Source organism: Candidatus Binataceae bacterium, from assembly GCA_035500095.1.
Lineage (GTDB): Bacteria > Desulfobacterota > Binatia > Binatales > Binataceae > JAKAVN01.
Genome location: DATJXN010000029.1, coordinates 18,720 through 34,687, shown reverse-complemented (window position 1 = coordinate 34,687; position 15,968 = coordinate 18,720). Strand labels below are relative to the sequence as shown.

Here is a 15,968-nt window from a genome sequence, read left to right as displayed (position 1 = left end):
GAACCAGTCAAATTTCCGGATTCCTCTACGCGAACAAACATAAGCATTATTCGAGGCGATGCCACAGCCCCGTGGCGGAATTCTTTAAAAATTTTGACCAACGTCCCCAGCCGGAATGTCGCGCTGGAGCAAGGGGCGCAAAAGAAAGAGGCCGGGCCGAGGCTTGGCGGCGCTGGTCCCGCTCGGAGCCCCCCATCTTCCGGCCTGGCCGGGTTCCAGACGGCCGCCCAATCAGACCTGCGGTCGGTCTCCGGAAGCGTCAGGTCCGGCGAGCCTCAGGTCCAGTCCCGGGCAGCGCTCTATTCCGGGGAAGCGCTTTACGAATGATGGTCATGATCGTGGTCGTGCGCTACCCAGTCCGGATGATGCTGCACCACCCACGGACGGTTGTTCTGCACCCACCAATCACGGTCGTGCCACGCGTGATGATCATCGTAATCGCCAATTCGCGGCGGTGCGGCGTACCCATAGGCCGGCGCAGGGGCGTAGGCGTATGCGTGGGGCGGTGCGTACGACGGTCCGTAATAAGGGGCGGGTTCCGCGTAATACGGATGTCCGCCGCCGCCGAAGAAGCAGCCCTGAAGAAGTATCGCTCCCGTGATAAAAACCAACGTCTTGATTGCGTTGGAAAGGCTTATTGGGAAGATGTCGCTCCTCATTTTCGTATCCCTCACTTGAGGAGAGGAGCATCAAGGATGCCAAGCGGGAAGGTCCAAGAGACGCGGAATCCATCGCTCATGAAATGGCGACCCGGATTTACCCACCGCCATCCCAAAACGTGCGAGGTGCAAATATTACGCGGCGACACCGCCCCTCGGCCACGGTTTTACAGCCCGACCGGCTTTTTGTACTGTGGGCGTAACCGCCCTGGAGCGCAGACGTACTAGGGCCGCCCACGCAGGAGGATTGCGACGATGCCCGATAAACCGCGGATGCTCGAAGGCTATCGAGTCCTGGATTTCACCCAGTTCGTCGCCGGGCCGACCTGCACGCGCGTGCTCGCCGAGATGGGCGCCGAGGTAATCAAGGTCGAACTTGCGCCGGCCGGCGACCGGGTGCGCGCCGCCGGACTCAAGCCGCTGGCGCCCGAGTACAAGGACTCGAGCCAAAGCACTTATTACTTCCAGCACAATCACAGCAAGCTCAGCTTCGCGATCGACATCAACAAGCCCGGCGCGCGCGAGCTTATCTATTCGATGATCCCGAAGATCGACGTGGTGGTGGAAAACTACGCCCCGGGGATCATCAAGAAGATGGGCTTCGGATACGAAGAACTGCGCAAGCGCAACCCTAGGATCATCATGTGCTCGATCTCGGCGCTGGGACAGAGCGGCCCGCTCGCCTACAAGGTCGGCTACGACTACATGGGACAGGCCTACGCCGCGATCACCGACGGCGTGGGCGAATTGGATCGCCCGCCGGCCATCTTCACGATGGCGATTGGCGACGTGTCCACCGGGATGTCGGCGGCGATGGCGGTCGGCTTCGCGCTGCTCCATCGCGAGCGCACGGGCGAGGGCCAGTACCTCGACGCGTCGATCCTCGACACCTACTTCCACATGCATGAGGCGAGCGTGCCGATGGTTTCGATGCGCGGCGGCAAGTATCGTCCCACGCGCAGCGGCTCGCAGCATCCCAATGGCGGCCCGACCGGAATCTTCCATTACCAGAGCAACCAGTACGTATTTCTCGCCGTGATGCCGCATCAGTGGCCGCAGCTCGTGCGCGCGATGGGCAAGCCGGAACTGGCGAGCGACCCGCGCTTTCGCAGCGCGCGCGGTCGGCGCGACAACAACGACGCGCTCAAGGGGATCATCGAGGAATGGCTCGGCGGGTTTGCCTCGCGCGACGCGGCGCTGGCGGCGCTGGACAAGGAACGGGTCGCCTGCGCGCCTGTGCTCTCGCTCAACGAGGCGGTCGAGCATCCCCATCTGCGTGCGCGCAAAACCGTGCGCCGGGTGAAGGATCGTTTCCTCGGTGAACTCGACATCCCGGGCGTGCCGGTCAAGTTCTCGGCCTGGCCCGACAAGCTTGATCTCCGTGCCGCGCTTTTGGGCGAAGACAACGAGCGTGTTCTGCGCGAGCTGACCGACATCTCCGACGACCGTATCGGGGAGCTCTATTCCCAGGGCGTGCTGGTGCGCGACCCGGCGCTCGCGGCGGAGCCGCAGGCCCGGGCGTCATAAAGGGACGCGGGCGCGCCGGTCAATCGCGAATCATAGGCGGCGCGCGCCGTTCAGGCGCGATCGAGAATCGCGGCGAGTTCGTGCAGCAGCGCGGCGCCGTCGCCCCGCCAGGCGCTCCCGTGCATGCATGCCAGCATTGACGGTTCGGTTGCGGCGAGATGCTCGAGCAGCGCGCGCGAATTGCGCGAGTGCGAGAAGTAGTCCAGTTTGGAGCGCAACGCCTCGCTGGGGCCGAGGATGTCACCTTCGGTCAGAGGCGCCGGTTTCGCGCCCGGCTGCGTGAACAGATCGCCGCAGAAGAGCGTGCGCGTGCGCCCCTCGAACAAATAGCCACATTCCCATCCGTGCGGCATATGCGGCGCATCGAGCCATCTGACCTCATGCTTTCCGAGCGAGAGGGCCTGGCCGTCCGCCATCTCGCGCGGCGGACGGTCGGCAAAGTCGCGGACCGACGTCAGCGCGGCGATTCGTCCGCATAGCGGAGCGGCGTTGGGCGCCGCGGCGAGCCATTCGTTGAGCGAGCCGCATTCGTCGGCTTCGAAATGTGAGAGCGCGAGATAGCGCAGGCGGCCGAGCGGAATGACCGAGGCAACCGCCTCGCGCACGAGCGGGAAGAGCCCGCGCCCTCCCGTGTGGAACAGCAGCGCCTCATCCCCGGCGATCAGATACTGGTTGAAAGTGAAGCCGCCGGGGATCGCGTCGATCGGCGTGCTGATCCGGTATATCCCCTCCGCCACTTCGTTGACGTTGGTTCCCGACTGCTGATTGGTGATCGGCATCTTTTCCTCCGTGTGGCGCGCTATAGGATGGCGCCGGCGAAAGTCACCGCTCTTCTATCCGAATCGTCTATCCGAATCTCCTATCCGAATCGTTCCGGGCTCGAATCCCAGCATAGGCATGCCGCAGCCGGTTTGACACGCGCGGCGGGGCGGAGATACACCCCGTTTGACCCAACGGTGAAACGCGACGGGCGGCCGCCGCCGGCCGCCCATCGAACGTCAGGACGCGGAGGAAAATCTGCGTCGAGACACGGAGGACCTGTTATGGCCGAAAGCCCGGCTTCACGGATGATCGCGGTCACGGATATCGAGTGGAAACGGCACGACACGCTTGCGGGGCTAAGGCAGAAGGAGCTGTGGGCCGACCCCGCCACCCAACGCCGCGCCGCGCTGGCCCGTTTCGAGCCGGGCGCGACTCTGCCGATGCATCGGCACGTCGGGGATGAAATTCTCTACGTCCTCGAGGGCGCGATTGCGGACGAAGCCGGCACGGTCAGCGCCGGCAACATGGGTTACCGGCCAAACGGATGCGTGCATACCGTGAGCAGCAAGAACGGCGCGACCGTGCTGGCCCTCATCACCGGCGGGGTCGAGCCGGCCAGGGAAACGGGCAGCGCGCCGCGCTCGGCGATCTTCGCGGTGAGCGACATCCCCTGGCGCGATACGCTCCCCGGCGTGCGTCAGAAGCCCATCTGGGAGGACAAGGCGGCCAACCGCCGCGCTGCGCTGGCGCTCTTCGAGCCCGGCGCCGCGATTCCGCGCCATCGCCACGTCGGCGAGGAATTGATTTACGTCGTGGAAGGCTCGCTCGCGGACGAGAGCGGCGAAGTGGCGACCGGCAACACGAGCTTCCGGCCCAACGGCTGCACGCACAACGTGAGCAGCAGGAACGGCGCTATCGTGCTCTTGTTCCTGTGGGGCGGAATCGAGATGGTCTAGGGCACGGCGTCGTCCGAGGGCCACGCGGCATGGCTGACGAAGCATTCAAACTCGAAGAAGCGACGATCGCCGATATCCATCAGGCGTTTCGCCGGCGGGTGCTTACCTGCCGGCAGCTCGTCCAACTCTACCTCGACCGGATCGAGATGTTTGACCGCAAGGGGCCGGCGCTCAATTCGATCGTGACCGTCAACCACAACGCCCTTGCCGAAGCGGATCGGCTCGACGAGCTCCATTCGCGCGCGGGGACGCTTACCGGGCCGCTGCACGGCATTCCCGTCGTCGTCAAAGATCAGGCCGAGACCAAGGGTATCGTCACGACATTCGGCTCGATCGCACTGGACGGCTATATCCCGCAGCACGACGCGACCGCGATCGCCAGGCTGAAGCAGGCCGGAGCGATCGTCCTGGCGAAATCCGCAATGCCGGACTTTGCGACTTCCTGGTTCGGCTTTTCTTCCAAGAGCGGCGAGACCAAAAATCCCTACGCCCTGGACCGTGATCCGGGTGGTTCGAGCAGCGGAACAGGCGCGGCCGTGGCGGCAAACCTGGGCACGGTCGGAATCGGCGAGGACACGGGCGGCTCAATCCGCGTGCCGGCCAGTTTCAATAACCTCTTTGGCCTCCGCGTCACACCCGGCTTGATCAGCCGAACCGGCATGTCGCCCCTGGTCGTTTTCCAGGATACCGCCGGTCCGATGACGCGCACGGTGACCGATGCCGCGCTGCTGCTCGACGCGCTGGCGGGATACGATCCCAAGGATCCGTACACGTCGGCCTACGCGATCGCCGGGCACACGGGAAGCTATAGCCGGCATCTCGATCGCGACGGCCTGACGGGCGCAAGGATTGGCGTTCTGACGCAGGCGTTCGGAAGCGAGACCGAAGAGGACGCTGCCCAAGTGAACGCATTGGTCAGGGCCGCAATCAAAAAGATGGAGGAGTCGGGGGCCGAGTTCACCGAGATCGCCATACCCAACCTGACGGAGCGTATCCTCGAAACGTCGCTATATCTCTTGCATTCGCGGCACGATATCGACCAGTTCCTCGGGGCGCGGCCGGGACTGCGCTACCGCACCGTCGGCAGCATACATGCGGCAAAGAAGTACCATCCCATGCTCGATCTGTTCGAGATGATCGTGCAGGGCCCGGCGCATCCCGCGGACGACCCGACATATTTTCGCAAGCTGGCGGCGCGCGAGGATTTCCAGCGCGACGTCGTCAACCTGCTCGCGCAAAGCGGGCTGACTGCGATGTGCTTTCCGTGCGTTCAGGTCCTGCCGCCGACCAAGAGCGCGATCAAGCTTGGCAAATGGCCCACGATGGCCTTCCCGACCAACACTTTCATCGCGTCGCAGGCATGGATGCCGTCGATGTGCGTGCCCGTGGGCTTCACCAGCGCGGGCATCCCCGTAGGAATGGAACTGGTCACGTATCCTTATCATGAGCCGGATCTGTTCAGACTGGCATTCGCATTCGAACAGGTCACACACCATCGCAAGGCCCCGGAGATACGACGGCCTAGCGAACTTTCACCTGACTGACCGCAGCGGCGCCATGAGGCGAAAGCCGCTGCAGCGTTGTACGGTCAGATCTTCTGCTTGGTGGCGCGCCAGTCGGCGAGAAATTTTTCCAGCCCGATGTCGGTCAGCGGATGATGCACGATCTGCTTCATCACCGCAAAGGGCAAGGTCGCGACGTGCGCGCCCATCTCGGCCGCGCGCAGCAGATGGGTCGGCGTGCGAATCGAGGCCACCAGCACCTGCGTCGGGTAGCCGTAATTGCGCAGGATGCGCACCAGTTGATCGATCATCGCGATGCCGTCGTGGCCGATGTCGTCGAGGCGGCCGACGAACGGCGAAAGATAGGTCGCGCCGCACTTCGCCGCCGCGAGCCCCTGCAGCGGACTGAAAACCAGCGTCACGTTGACTCTGATCCCGCGATTGCTGAGCGCGCGCGTCGCCTTCAGCCCCTCGATGATGAGCGGGCATTTCACCACGATGTTGGGATGCAGGCGCGCAAGCCGCTCGCCCTCCTCGAGCATCGCCGGCGCCTCGGTCGCCACGACTTCGGCGCTCACCGGGCCGTCCACCGCCTCGCAGATCTCGCGCAGAACATCGGCGTAGGGTCGGCCGGTCTTGGCGATGAGGCTTGGGTTGGTGGTGACGCCATCGACCAGACCCCAGGTTGCGGCCTCGCGGACCTCGTTGACATCGGCCGTATCGATAAAGAATTTCATCGCGAAGCCACCCCTCCCCCAACGGCGGACGGCGCCCTGAGCAGGTCCGCCCGCGCCAGCGTAACCCGATACGGTGATTTGAGCGCGGCGAGCATTTCCGAAATCGAAGCATTGAGCTTCGGATGGATCAGCGCGGGCGCAAGCTCGCTCATCGGGGCGAGCACGAAACGGCGCTCGTGCAGCCGCGGATGCGGCACCTTGAGCGTGCGGGTGTCGATAATCTCGTTGTCGAAAAAAAGCAAGTCGAGATCGATAATCCGCGGACGGTACTTGGCCCGGCTCGACGCGGGCTTCTTGCCGCGCACGCGCTTGCGCCCCATCAGGCGTTCGATCGCGAGCAGCCGGCGCATTATCGCGTCGGGCGCAAGCTCGGTCTCGACTTCGACCACGCCGTTGATGAACGCGCCCTTGATGTCGCCGACGGGCTCGGTTTCATAGACCGAGGATTGGCGGACCACCCGCGTCGTGGGCAGTGCGGCGATGCGCTGAACGGCCTCGCGATAATTGGCCGCCCTGTCGCCGAGATTGGTACCTAAACCGATGAAAGCCCGATGGGGCATCCTCTCCGTCTAAAACCGCAGCGCCTTGATTCGATCCACAGCCTCTTTCAACCGATCGTTCGCCACCGTCAACGAAAAGCGAACGAAGCCCTCGCCACCCTTGCCGAATCCCGAGCCTGGCGTTATCACCACGCCCGTTTCCTCGATCAAGCGCTCGGTAAACGAAACCGAGGTGTAGCCCTTGGGAACCTCGGCCCAGAGATAAAAGGTCGCGCGCGGCTTGGCGCATTCGAGCCCCAGGCCCCGCACCGCATCGACCATCAGGTCGCGCCGTTGCTGGTAGATGGCGCAGTACTCGTGCAGCGTCTCCTCGCCGCCCTCGAGCGCGGCGATCGCCGCCTCCTGCACGGCCTGAAAGACGCCCGAGTCGATATTGGTCTTGACCCGGCCGAGCGCCCCCACCGCCGCCGCATTGCCGACCACGAATCCCACCCGCCATCCGGTCATCGAATAGGTCTTGGAGAGCGAATGGAACTCGACCGCGCAGTCGCGCGCGCCGTCGATTTCGAGCACGCTCGGCGCGCGATAGCCGTCAAAGGCGATTTCGGAGTAGGCGAAGTCGTGGGCGAGGATGATGTCGTGCTTGAGGCAGAAATCCACCGCATCCTTCAGAAACGAGCGCTCGGCGGTCGCGGCGGTCGGATTGTTCGGGTAGTTGATCCACATCAGCTTGGCCCGGCGCGCGACCTCGGCCGGAATCGCTGCCAGGTCCGGCAGGAAGGCGTTCTGCTTGCTGAGCCCCATGAAGTAGGGCTCGCCGCCATTGAACACGCATCCTGAATAATAAACCGGGTAGCCCGGATCCGGAATCAGCACGATATCGCCCGGATCGACCACCGCCGTGGGAAAATTGGCGATTCCTTCCTTGGAGCCGAGCAGCGCGCAAACCTCGCGGGCGGGATCGAGCCGCACCTCGAAGCGGCGCCGGTACCATCCGGCGGCCGCGGCGCGAAAGCGCTCGAGTCCCTCGTAGTCGGGATAGCGATGGTTGACCGGATCGGCTGCGGCGGCCTGTAAGCGCGCGATGATGTGGTCAGGCGTCGGCAGGTCGGGATCGCCGATGCCGAGGCTGATCACGTCGACGCCCCGTTGTTGGACCTCTTTTTTCAGACGGTCGAGTTCGGCGAATAGATACGGAGGCAGCAGTCCGATTCTGGCGGCGGGCTTTATCTGCACCTTGGTGAGCGGTCTCCGGATTCAGATCGTACCCTTTTTACCACACTTGGGTCGGCGCACAAACATCGGCCGGCGCAGGTGCCCACAGCCTGGCAGCCGCCCCTGTGGGCAACCTTGTCGGACAAATAAATCACCGCCTGACGCCGCAAGTGGCGAAAACGGGGGCGTCTTGCGCCTATCGAGTGTCAGGTCAGCATGCAAACCTAAATTTCTTTTTCGGTTATTACTTTCTCTTGCCGAACGTACCCAGCAATGTTAGTTATCTTGCCGTTTGCGGTTTTGAACTTCCGGCTTGCATGAGACCTGAGAGCTCAAGATATATGCGCGGCCAGGCCGGTTGACCTCGCGTGCGAGGATGCAGCCGCGCACGCGATAGTATCCGGCACGCATCGCGGCCGTGCAGCTGCGTTGCGAGCGGGACTGGGGGGAGCGTTTTACCACCGGATCTGAAATGAATCTGAATTTGAACCGCACTTTGCTTACGCTTGCGCTGGTGATGTTCGCTGCCGGGGTCAGCACGATTGCCTTCTCGCAGCGGCCGTGGGCTCCCCGTTACGACGTCCAGCAGCCGATTCCCTTCAGCCACCGCATCCATGCCGGGGTCAACAAGATTCCCTGCCAGTACTGTCATGAATATGCGCGGCGCTCCTCGACTTCGGGCGTGCCGCCCGTGCAGCGCTGCGTCGGATGCCACGGCAGCCAGAAGAGCGGCGGATTGCTGCCGGTGACTCGTCCGTGGACCGATAACACGCAGTCCAATTTCGAAATTCGCTGGAACCGCGTCTACACCCTGCCCGATTTCGTGCGCTTTACCCATCGGCCCCATATCAATGCGGGCGTCGCCTGCCAGACCTGCCACGGTCCGGTCGAGACGATGGAACGGATACAGCCCGTGCACGAGATCAACATGGGGTTCTGCCTCGATTGTCATACCAAGCGCGGAGCCACCCAGGACTGCTACGTCTGCCACCACTAGAGGAGCGAGAGGGGACTATCCAAATGTCAGAGGGCTTGTCCAGGCGGTCGTTTATCAAGCTCGCCGCCACCGCCGGAGCAGCGGCGGCGATACCGGGATGCGAGCCGGCCGCCCGCAACCTGATTCCGTACGTCGTCCCCGACGAAAATGTGATTCCCGGCATGCCGACCTTCTACGCGACGGTATGCACCGAGTGTCCTGCCGGCTGCGGCCTGGTCGCGCGAGTGCGCGAGGGCCGGGTGATCAAGTTGGAGGGCAACCCCGCCGATCCCATAAGCCAGGGGTCGACTTGCGCTCGCGGCCAGGCCGGGCTGCAGGAAGTCTACAATCCCGACCGTCTGTCCAGGCCTCAGCGTCGCGCGCAGGGCGGATCCTTCGAGGCGGTCGGATGGGATGAATCGCTAAAGGGCTTCAACGAGCGGCTTGCCAGCGCTGCCAAGGCGGGCAAGGACCGCGTCGCATTTATCAGCGGACCGCTGGGCCCGACCCAGAGCAAAATCGCGCAAGTTTGGCTCGCAGCCTACAATTCGACCCGGATGGTGACCTACCAGCGGCTCGCGGACAATGCGGCGCGCGCCGCGGCCAAGGCCAGTTTCGGGCGTGACGATCTGCCTATCTACCGTATCGACCAAGCCGACGCGCTTATCTCGTTCGGCGCGGACTTCCTGAGCACTTGGGGCTCGCCCGTCGAGTTCCATCGCCAGTATGCCGCTTTCCGCACCCCCAAACAGCGCCGCGGGCAGTTGACCCTGGCGCGCGCCACCTACGTCGGCCCTGCGATGACCATGACGGCAGCCAAGTGCGACGAATGGGTCCCCACGGCGCCGGGGGACGAAGCCGCCATCGCGATGAGCGTGCTCAACGTGCTGGTCAAGCAGGGATGGGTGTCGCGCAACTCCGGCGTCGACCTCGACGCGCTGCGCAAGCTGACCGCGGATTTCGACCCCGCAAGCGTGGCGCAGAAGACCGGCGTCTCGGCCGAAGCGATCATGCGGATGGGCGAGGCGTTCGGGCAGTCGGAGAGCGCCGTCGCGATGGCTGGCACCGACGACCCGGCGCTGCACAACGCGGTCGCCATCCTCAACGCGGTAACCGGAAACGTCGGCAAGACCGTGGTCTTCGCCGACGGCGCGCCGGCGGCTCCCAGTTCGCCCGAGGATATCTCGGCGCTGGTCAAGGCGATGGCGGCGGGGGAGGTCGACGCGCTGGTAATCGCGGGCGGCAATCCGATGTTCACGATGCCGGTCGCGCAGAAATTCAGCCAGGCGCTCGGCAAGGTAGGTTTCGTCGCCTGGCTGGGAACCGTACCCGACGAGACCGCTGCTGCGGCTCATCTGCTCCTCCCGATCGACCACGCGCTGGAGACGTGGTTCGACCTCGAGCCGCGGGCGGGCGTGCGCGGCCTTGGGCAGCCCGTGATGGCGCGGGTGTTCGACTCGCGGCCGCTCGGCGACGTGCTGCTGGCCTCGGCTCGTGCCGGCGGCGCGACGGCCGACAAGGTACCGTGGGAGAACATGGCCGACGCGGTCAACGCTGCATGGCAGGACCTTGCCAAGGCCAACGGCGGCGCCTTTGACGAATTCTGGGAGAAGGCGCGCCGCTCCGGCGGTTACTATTCAGAGGCAAAGGCGGCCGGGGTCAAACTCGACAGCAAGGCGCTCGAAACGAGCGCACCTGCGCCCCAGGCGGCGACGGGCCTCACGCTTTTCGCCGTGCCGCACATCTTTTTCTATGACGGCCGTGGCGCCAACCAACCGTGGCTCCAGGAGATTCCCGAGCCGGTCGAACAGATCGTCTGGGATTCCTGGGTGCAGATACATCCGGACACCGCGCGCAGCCTCGGCATTTCGCAAAATGGAATCCTCGAGCTGACCTCAGAGGCCGGAACGATCTCCGTGCCCGCGCTGGTCTCCGAGCACGTCCGGCCGGGTGTGCTCGCAGTGCCGACCGGTCAGGGCCATACCGCTTACGGACGCTACGCCAACGGCAAGGGCGCGAACGTCTGGTCGGTGCTGCCGCAGTGGAGCCTGGCGGTCGCCGTCAAGGCGCGTCCGACCGGCGACGTACGCAAGCTGGTCTCGCCGCTCTTCAGGGCCGACCAGATGGAGCGCGGCATCGTCCAGACCATCAGTATCGACGATCTCGCCAAGGGCGTGCTGCCGCCGTCGGACGAACCCAAGCCGCCGCAGCCCTACGAACTGTACGCGCCGTTCGATTACCCCGTGCACAAATGGGCGATGACCGTCGATACGAACGCGTGCACCGGATGCAGCGCGTGCGTCGCGGCGTGTTATGCGGAAAACAATCTGCACGTGGTCGGCAAGGACGACGTCGAACGCGGCCGCATCATGTCGTGGATCCGGGTGGAGCGCTATTTCCCGCCCAAGGAAAAGGCGGACGAGGCGCCCCTCATGCAAGTCACGCCGATGCTCTGCCAGCAGTGCGACCGCGCGCCTTGCGAACCGGTATGCCCGGTTTTCGCCTCCGCGCACACCAAGGAAGGACTCAACCAGCAGATTTACAACCGCTGCGTCGGCACGCGCTATTGCAACAACAACTGTCCGTACAAGGTGCGGCGTTTCAACTGGTCGCTGCCCGAGTGGGAGGAGCCGCTCAACCTGCAGCTCAATCCCGACGTCGGAGTGCGCGGCGCGGGGGTGATGGAGAAGTGCTCGTTCTGCATCCAGCGCATCACGTACGCGGAGCTCAACGCGCTCATCGAAAAGCGTCCGGTCCGCGACGGCGAAATTCAGCCGGCCTGCGTGCAGGCCTGTCCGTCCAAGGCGATGACTTTCGGCGACGAGAACGATCCGCAGAGCGCGATGATGCAGCGGCGCGTCAACAACAAGCTTCGCCGCTACCTGGTCCTCGAAGAGATCAACGTCGGACCCAACGTGACCTATCTGCGCGATATCTATCAGACGAAAGGAAAAGCGTAAGTGGCTGCCGCAGTGAATGACATCAACCTGGATCCGACGTTTGCGGATATCGACCGCAGCGTCCACGCGATCCTGGAGCCGCCCGGCCTGCGGTACTGGGTCTGGATCGGGTTCCTCCTGACCCTGACTCTGATCGGCGGCGGGCTATGGACCAACCAGATCTACAACGGCCTGCATGTCACGGGCCTCGGCGACCCGGTGATGTGGGCGGTGTATATCACCAACTTCGTCTTCTGGGTCGGTATCGCACACTCCGGCACCCTGATCTCGGCCATCCTTTACCTGTTCCGCACGCGCTGGCGCACAGCGGTTTATCGCGCCGCCGAGACGATGACGATCTTCGCGGTTGCGACCGCCGGTCTCTTTCCGGTCATCCATCTCGGGCGCCCGTGGTTCTTCTACTGGCTCGCGCCGTATCCCAACGAGCGCTTCCTGCAGCCCGACTTCCGCTCGCCGCTAACGTGGGACTTCTTCGCGATCAGCACCTATCTCACGATCAGCGCGCTGTTCTGGTTCACCGGCCTCATCCCGGACGTGGCCAACGCGCGCGACGTGGCGACGGGCTGGCGCAAACAGCTCTATTCGATCGTGGCGATCGGATGGCAGGGGAGCGATCGCCAGTGGCGGCACTTCTCGATGGCCTACCTGCTGCTCGCGGGTCTGGCGACGCCGCTCGTGCTCTCGGTGCACAGCGTGGTCAGCTGGGATTTCGCGATGGCGCAGTTGCCAGGCTGGCACAGCACGATCTTCGCTCCGTATTTCGTCGCTGGCGCGATCTTTTCAGGCGTGGCGCTGGTGCTGACGCTGCTCATCCCGATGCGCTGGGTGATGGGTCTCGAAGACCTGATCACGCCGTGGCATCTGGACAACCTGGCCAAGGTCGTTTTGCTGACGTCGCTGGTCGTCAGCTATTCGTACATCGTCGAGTCGTTCATGGCCTGGTACAGCCAGGACCCGATCGAGCTGATGACCTTCCATATGCGCTATTTCGGGCCGTGGGGATGGATGTTTTGGGTGATGGTGCTGTGCAATTGCCTGATCCCGCTGTTCCTGTTCTCTCCGCACATCCGGATCAGTCCCGTTCCGTTGTTCATAATCACGATCTTCGTCAACATCGGGATGTGGTTCGAGCGCTTCGTGATCATCGCCGGCTCGCTCGCGACCAACTTCGAGCCCAGCACCTGGCGCTTCTGGCATCCGTCGCTCACCGAGATGGGAATCACCGTCGGCGCCTTCGCGTGGTTCATCATGCTGTTCTCGTTGTTCGCGCGATTCATGCCGATCGTTTCGATGACCGAATTGAAGGAGGGCATTACCTGGCTGAAGCAGGCGCTGCGCCAGGGATACGCCAAGGCAGCATGAGCGCAGAAGTCGAATTGGTCGGAGCGTTCGCCTACACCGACGAGGAGCGGCTGATCCACTGCATCGAGCAGCTGCAGGCTGCGGATACGCAGTTTCGCGTCTTCTCGCCGATCCCGAGTGAGCACCTCAACAAGGCCATCTACAAACGGTCGAGTTTCGTGCGCTGGTTCGTGCTGCTCGGCGGAATCACCGGGATCGTCACGGCCTTCGTGATGACCATCGGGACCTCGCTCGAGTGGAACCTGGTCACCGGCGGCAAGCCGATCGCCTCGATTCCGCCATACATGATAATCGCATTTGAACTGATGGTGCTGTTCGGCGGCATCTCGGCGCTCACAAGCTGGGTGCTGCTCGCCAACTTGCCGAGCTTCGAACCGCTGAGCGGGTATCGTCCGCGCTTTTCGAGCGACGAGTTCGGCCTGGTGGTGCGATGCGCAGAGACCGACGCGCAGCGCTTCGAATCGATGCTGCGCGAGGCCGGCGCTCAGGAGATAACGCGCGAGGCGGCTTGACCGACGCCGTCCAGCACTGGAATCACGAGTCTGGAATAACGATGAGCCCCAATTCTGGTACCGCTTCGCATCACTCCGGCGCTTCGGGAACGCCCCCGGCGGCCAACCTGCCGGCGCAGCCGCTGACTACAATCGCCTATGCGCTGATAGCGCTGGGCCTCGTCGCCTTCGCCATCGCGCTCACCCAGGGGCTCGCTCAGCGCGCCTGGGAGGCGTTCCTGGTCAACCTGCTGTTCTTTCTCGGAATCGCGCAGGGCGGCGTGACCGCCTCGGCCGCCTTCTACCTGACGCAGGGACGATGGGCCGGGCGCGCGCACTATCGCCTGGCCGAAGCCTTCAGCGGCTTCCTGATTCCCGGCTTTATCCTGTTCTGGTTTCTGTTCTTCGGCCGCGAACTGATCTTCCCCTGGATTCGGCATCCAATTGCCGCCAAGGCGGCCTGGCTGAACGCTCCCTTCCTCTTCCTGCGCGACGGTCTGGCGCTCGCGGTGATGACCTGGATCGACTTGAAGTTCCTTGCGGCCTCGCGCGGCGAGGAAGCCCGTCAATGGGCGGCGACCTCGGCCAACATCGCGATGCCCCCGCCCGCCATCCGCCGGCTCGCGCCCGCGGTGGCCATCTGCTTCGGCCTGGTTTACTCGCTGCTGTCCTTCGACCTCGTGATGTCGCTGTCACCGCTGTGGCACTCGACGCTGTTCGGCTGGTGGTATTTCGCCGGCGCCTTCTGGAGCGGAGTGGTGACGATGGCGTTTGCGGCGGTCTGTCTGCGGCGCGTGCTGGGGCCGGGAAATATCTACACCGAGGGCCGCATCATGCGCGATTTGGGCCTGATGGTGTTCGCCTTTTCGGTGTTCTGGTTCTACACGCTGTTCGCGCAGTATATCGTTATCTGGTACGCCGACATTCCGATGGAGACGTTCTTTATTGCGGTGCGCGCACACTACGTGCCGTGGGCGTATATGTCGTGGGGGGTCGTCTGCCTGGTGTGGGCGATTCCGTTCGTCGTCCTGCTCGGTATCCGGCCCAAGAAAACGCCGGTCATTTTGGGCACGGTGACATTGCTCGGGGCAGTCGGCATCTGGTGCGAAAACTACATCTTGATCGTGCCCTCGCTCTCGCCGCGGACGGTTCCGTTGGGGTGGGTCGAAATCCTGGTCACGGCCGGATTCCTTGGCGCTTTTTGGCTATGTTCGTATCCCGGCTTGAAAATGGCATCGGCGGCCGCGATGGAGCCGATCGGAGAATCGCACTGATGAAGCCGCCGGTTCGTTTTCTCAACAGGGCTTCGCTCGCGAGCGTCCTGATGGCGCTCCTGGCCGCGATTTCGGGTTGCGCACCGAACTACCCGATGGACACGCTGAGCAACGGGTCCGACTTCGCGCGGCGAATCCACGGGATTTACGTCTTCGTCAACTGGATCGACTTCCTCATCATGGTGCTGGTGGCCGTGGTGATGTTCCTCGCGCTGTTCTGGTTCTCGACGCGCGTCGGCGAGCCGGGTGAGCCGTCCAACGTCACTTCGGATATCCGGCTGGAAGTCGCCTGGACCGCGATTCCCGCCCTCATCCTGGTCGCCATCACGGTGCCGACCGTTCGCGCCATCTGGGCGACGCAGCCCGATCATTGGCCCAAAGACGCGCTGACCATCAACGTGATCGCGCATCAATGGTGGTGGGAATTCCAGTATCCGGAGTACGGCATCGACACCGCCGACGAAGTGCATCTGCAGGCGGGCCGCATGGTGCATTTCTCGATGCAGTCGGCGGATATCATCCACAGCTTCTGGGTCCCCACGCTGGGCGGCAAGCGCGACGTCGTGCCCGGCCAGGTCAATTCGATCACATACACGCCCGACCAACTAGGGATGTTCTACGGACAGTGCGTGGAGTTCTGCGGCGATTCGCATGCCAACATGCGCCTGCGCGCCTTCGTCCAAAGCAAGGACGACTTCGATCAGTGGGTCAAGCACCAGCAATCGCCCCCGGCGACGCCGTCGGGCGGGTCTGCTGCGGCGGGCGCGGTGATTTTCGCCAATGCGCCGTGCGCGATCTGCCATCGGGTCAAGGGCCTCTCGGGCTTTTCTCCGGAGTATAAGGGTACCTTCAAGGGGCCTGATCTGACCCATTTCGGCTCGCGCGCGACGATCGCAGGCAGTATTTTGGAAAACACGCCGGAGAATCTGGCGAAGTGGATTCAGGATCCGGACGGGGTGAAGCCGGGCGCGTACATGCCCAAGCTCGGCGTGCACGGCAAGGACCTCGACGACCTGGTCGCTTATCTCGAGAGCCTCAAGTAGGTAG

At 63.8% G+C, this 15,968-nt stretch carries 14 protein-coding genes; 9 read left to right on the top strand and 5 right to left on the bottom strand.

What is annotated here, in order from left to right; translation table 11 throughout:
- Positions 1–317 precede the first annotated feature (317 nt).
- Positions 318–659, bottom strand: a complete 342-nt coding sequence (locus tag VMI09_04055) for a hypothetical protein (protein HTQ23844.1) — start codon at positions 657–659, stop codon at positions 318–320.
- Between the two features lie 255 nt (positions 660–914).
- Between VMI09_04055 and VMI09_04050 the strand changes: the two genes are divergently transcribed.
- Positions 915–2,186 carry a CoA transferase gene (locus VMI09_04050; GenBank protein ID HTQ23843.1) on the top strand — a complete coding sequence of 424 codons (1,272 nt, stop codon included), beginning with the start codon at positions 915–917 and terminating at the stop codon, positions 2,184–2,186.
- 50 nt (positions 2,187–2,236) lie between these two features.
- Here VMI09_04050 and VMI09_04045 read toward each other — a convergent pair whose 3' ends face one another.
- Positions 2,237–2,965, bottom strand: a complete 729-nt coding sequence (locus VMI09_04045; protein ID HTQ23842.1) for an MBL fold metallo-hydrolase — start codon at positions 2,963–2,965, stop codon at positions 2,237–2,239.
- A 264-nt stretch (positions 2,966–3,229) separates the two neighbouring features.
- On the opposite strand from VMI09_04045, the gene VMI09_04040 reads away from it, so the two are divergent.
- Positions 3,230–3,904 (top strand): cupin domain-containing protein, encoded by a 675-nt coding sequence (locus tag VMI09_04040; protein HTQ23841.1) that lies wholly within the window; start codon positions 3,230–3,232, stop codon positions 3,902–3,904.
- A gap of 29 nt (positions 3,905–3,933) precedes the next feature.
- Complete coding sequence (locus tag VMI09_04035; GenBank protein HTQ23840.1) at positions 3,934–5,448, top strand: amidase; 1,515 nt, start codon at positions 3,934–3,936, stop codon at positions 5,446–5,448.
- A 44-nt stretch (positions 5,449–5,492) separates the two neighbouring features.
- Here the strand turns inward: VMI09_04035 and fsa are convergent, their stop codons facing one another.
- The 3 genes from fsa to VMI09_04020 are packed head-to-tail and all read right to left on the bottom strand — an operon-like array spanning position 5,493 to position 7,879.
- On the bottom strand, positions 5,493–6,143 hold the full coding sequence (fsa, locus tag VMI09_04030) for a fructose-6-phosphate aldolase (GenBank protein HTQ23839.1): 651 nt from the start codon (positions 6,141–6,143) through the stop codon (positions 5,493–5,495).
- Positions 6,140–6,703, bottom strand: coding sequence for a 2-amino-4-hydroxy-6-hydroxymethyldihydropteridine diphosphokinase (gene folK, locus VMI09_04025; protein ID HTQ23838.1), 564 nt, complete (start codon positions 6,701–6,703; stop codon positions 6,140–6,142). Before folK ends, fsa begins: the two co-directional genes overlap by 4 nt.
- Before the next feature lie 9 nt (positions 6,704–6,712).
- Positions 6,713–7,879, bottom strand: a complete 1,167-nt coding sequence (locus VMI09_04020; protein ID HTQ23837.1) for an LL-diaminopimelate aminotransferase — start codon at positions 7,877–7,879, stop codon at positions 6,713–6,715.
- 451 nt (positions 7,880–8,330) lie between these two features.
- Here VMI09_04020 and VMI09_04015 point away from each other — a divergent pair, with 451 nt between their 5' ends.
- Genes VMI09_04015 through coxB form a run of 6 tightly spaced genes read left to right on the top strand, consistent with a single transcriptional unit; the run spans position 8,331 to position 15,964 of the window.
- Entirely contained in the window at positions 8,331–8,855 is a 525-nt protein-coding gene (locus tag VMI09_04015) for a cytochrome c3 family protein (protein HTQ23836.1), read from the top strand.
- A 23-nt stretch (positions 8,856–8,878) separates the two neighbouring features.
- Entirely contained in the window at positions 8,879–11,794 is a 2,916-nt protein-coding gene (locus tag VMI09_04010) for a molybdopterin-dependent oxidoreductase (protein HTQ23835.1), read from the top strand.
- Positions 11,795–13,156 carry an NrfD/PsrC family molybdoenzyme membrane anchor subunit gene (gene nrfD, locus VMI09_04005; GenBank protein HTQ23834.1) on the top strand — a complete coding sequence of 454 codons (1,362 nt, stop codon included), beginning with the start codon at positions 11,795–11,797 and terminating at the stop codon, positions 13,154–13,156. It begins immediately after the preceding gene.
- On the top strand, positions 13,153–13,668 hold the full coding sequence (locus VMI09_04000; GenBank protein ID HTQ23833.1) for a DUF3341 domain-containing protein: 516 nt from the start codon (positions 13,153–13,155) through the stop codon (positions 13,666–13,668). The genes nrfD and VMI09_04000 overlap by 4 nt, the downstream gene beginning before the upstream one ends.
- A 41-nt stretch (positions 13,669–13,709) precedes the next feature.
- Positions 13,710–14,921 carry a hypothetical protein gene (locus VMI09_03995; protein HTQ23832.1) on the top strand — a complete coding sequence of 404 codons (1,212 nt, stop codon included), beginning with the start codon at positions 13,710–13,712 and terminating at the stop codon, positions 14,919–14,921.
- Positions 14,921–15,964: a cytochrome c oxidase subunit II gene (gene coxB / locus VMI09_03990; GenBank protein ID HTQ23831.1), complete on the top strand. Its 1,044-nt coding sequence runs from the start codon at positions 14,921–14,923 to the stop codon at positions 15,962–15,964. Before VMI09_03995 ends, coxB begins: the two co-directional genes overlap by 1 nt.
- Positions 15,965–15,968 lie beyond the last annotated feature (4 nt).

Excerpts from the sequence above, each read along its gene's own strand:
- VMI09_04055 (HTQ23844.1), bottom strand. The coding sequence starts at position 659 with ATGAGGAGCGACATCTTCCCAATAAGCCTTTCCAACGCAATCAAGACG.
- VMI09_04050 (HTQ23843.1), top strand. The coding sequence starts at position 915 with ATGCCCGATAAACCGCGGATGCTCGAAGGCTATCGAGTCCTGGATTTC.
- VMI09_04045 (HTQ23842.1), bottom strand. The coding sequence starts at position 2,965 with ATGCCGATCACCAATCAGCAGTCGGGAACCAACGTCAACGAAGTGGCG.
- VMI09_04040 (HTQ23841.1), top strand. The coding sequence starts at position 3,230 with ATGGCCGAAAGCCCGGCTTCACGGATGATCGCGGTCACGGATATCGAG.
- VMI09_04035 (HTQ23840.1), top strand. The coding sequence starts at position 3,934 with ATGGCTGACGAAGCATTCAAACTCGAAGAAGCGACGATCGCCGATATC.
- fsa (HTQ23839.1), bottom strand. The coding sequence starts at position 6,143 with ATGAAATTCTTTATCGATACGGCCGATGTCAACGAGGTCCGCGAGGCC.
- folK (HTQ23838.1), bottom strand. The coding sequence starts at position 6,703 with ATGCCCCATCGGGCTTTCATCGGTTTAGGTACCAATCTCGGCGACAGG.
- VMI09_04015 (HTQ23836.1), top strand. The coding sequence starts at position 8,331 with ATGAATCTGAATTTGAACCGCACTTTGCTTACGCTTGCGCTGGTGATG.
- VMI09_04010 (HTQ23835.1), top strand. The coding sequence starts at position 8,879 with ATGTCAGAGGGCTTGTCCAGGCGGTCGTTTATCAAGCTCGCCGCCACC.
- VMI09_04000 (HTQ23833.1), top strand. The coding sequence starts at position 13,153 with ATGAGCGCAGAAGTCGAATTGGTCGGAGCGTTCGCCTACACCGACGAG.
- VMI09_03995 (HTQ23832.1), top strand. The coding sequence starts at position 13,710 with ATGAGCCCCAATTCTGGTACCGCTTCGCATCACTCCGGCGCTTCGGGA.
- coxB (HTQ23831.1), top strand. The coding sequence starts at position 14,921 with ATGAAGCCGCCGGTTCGTTTTCTCAACAGGGCTTCGCTCGCGAGCGTC.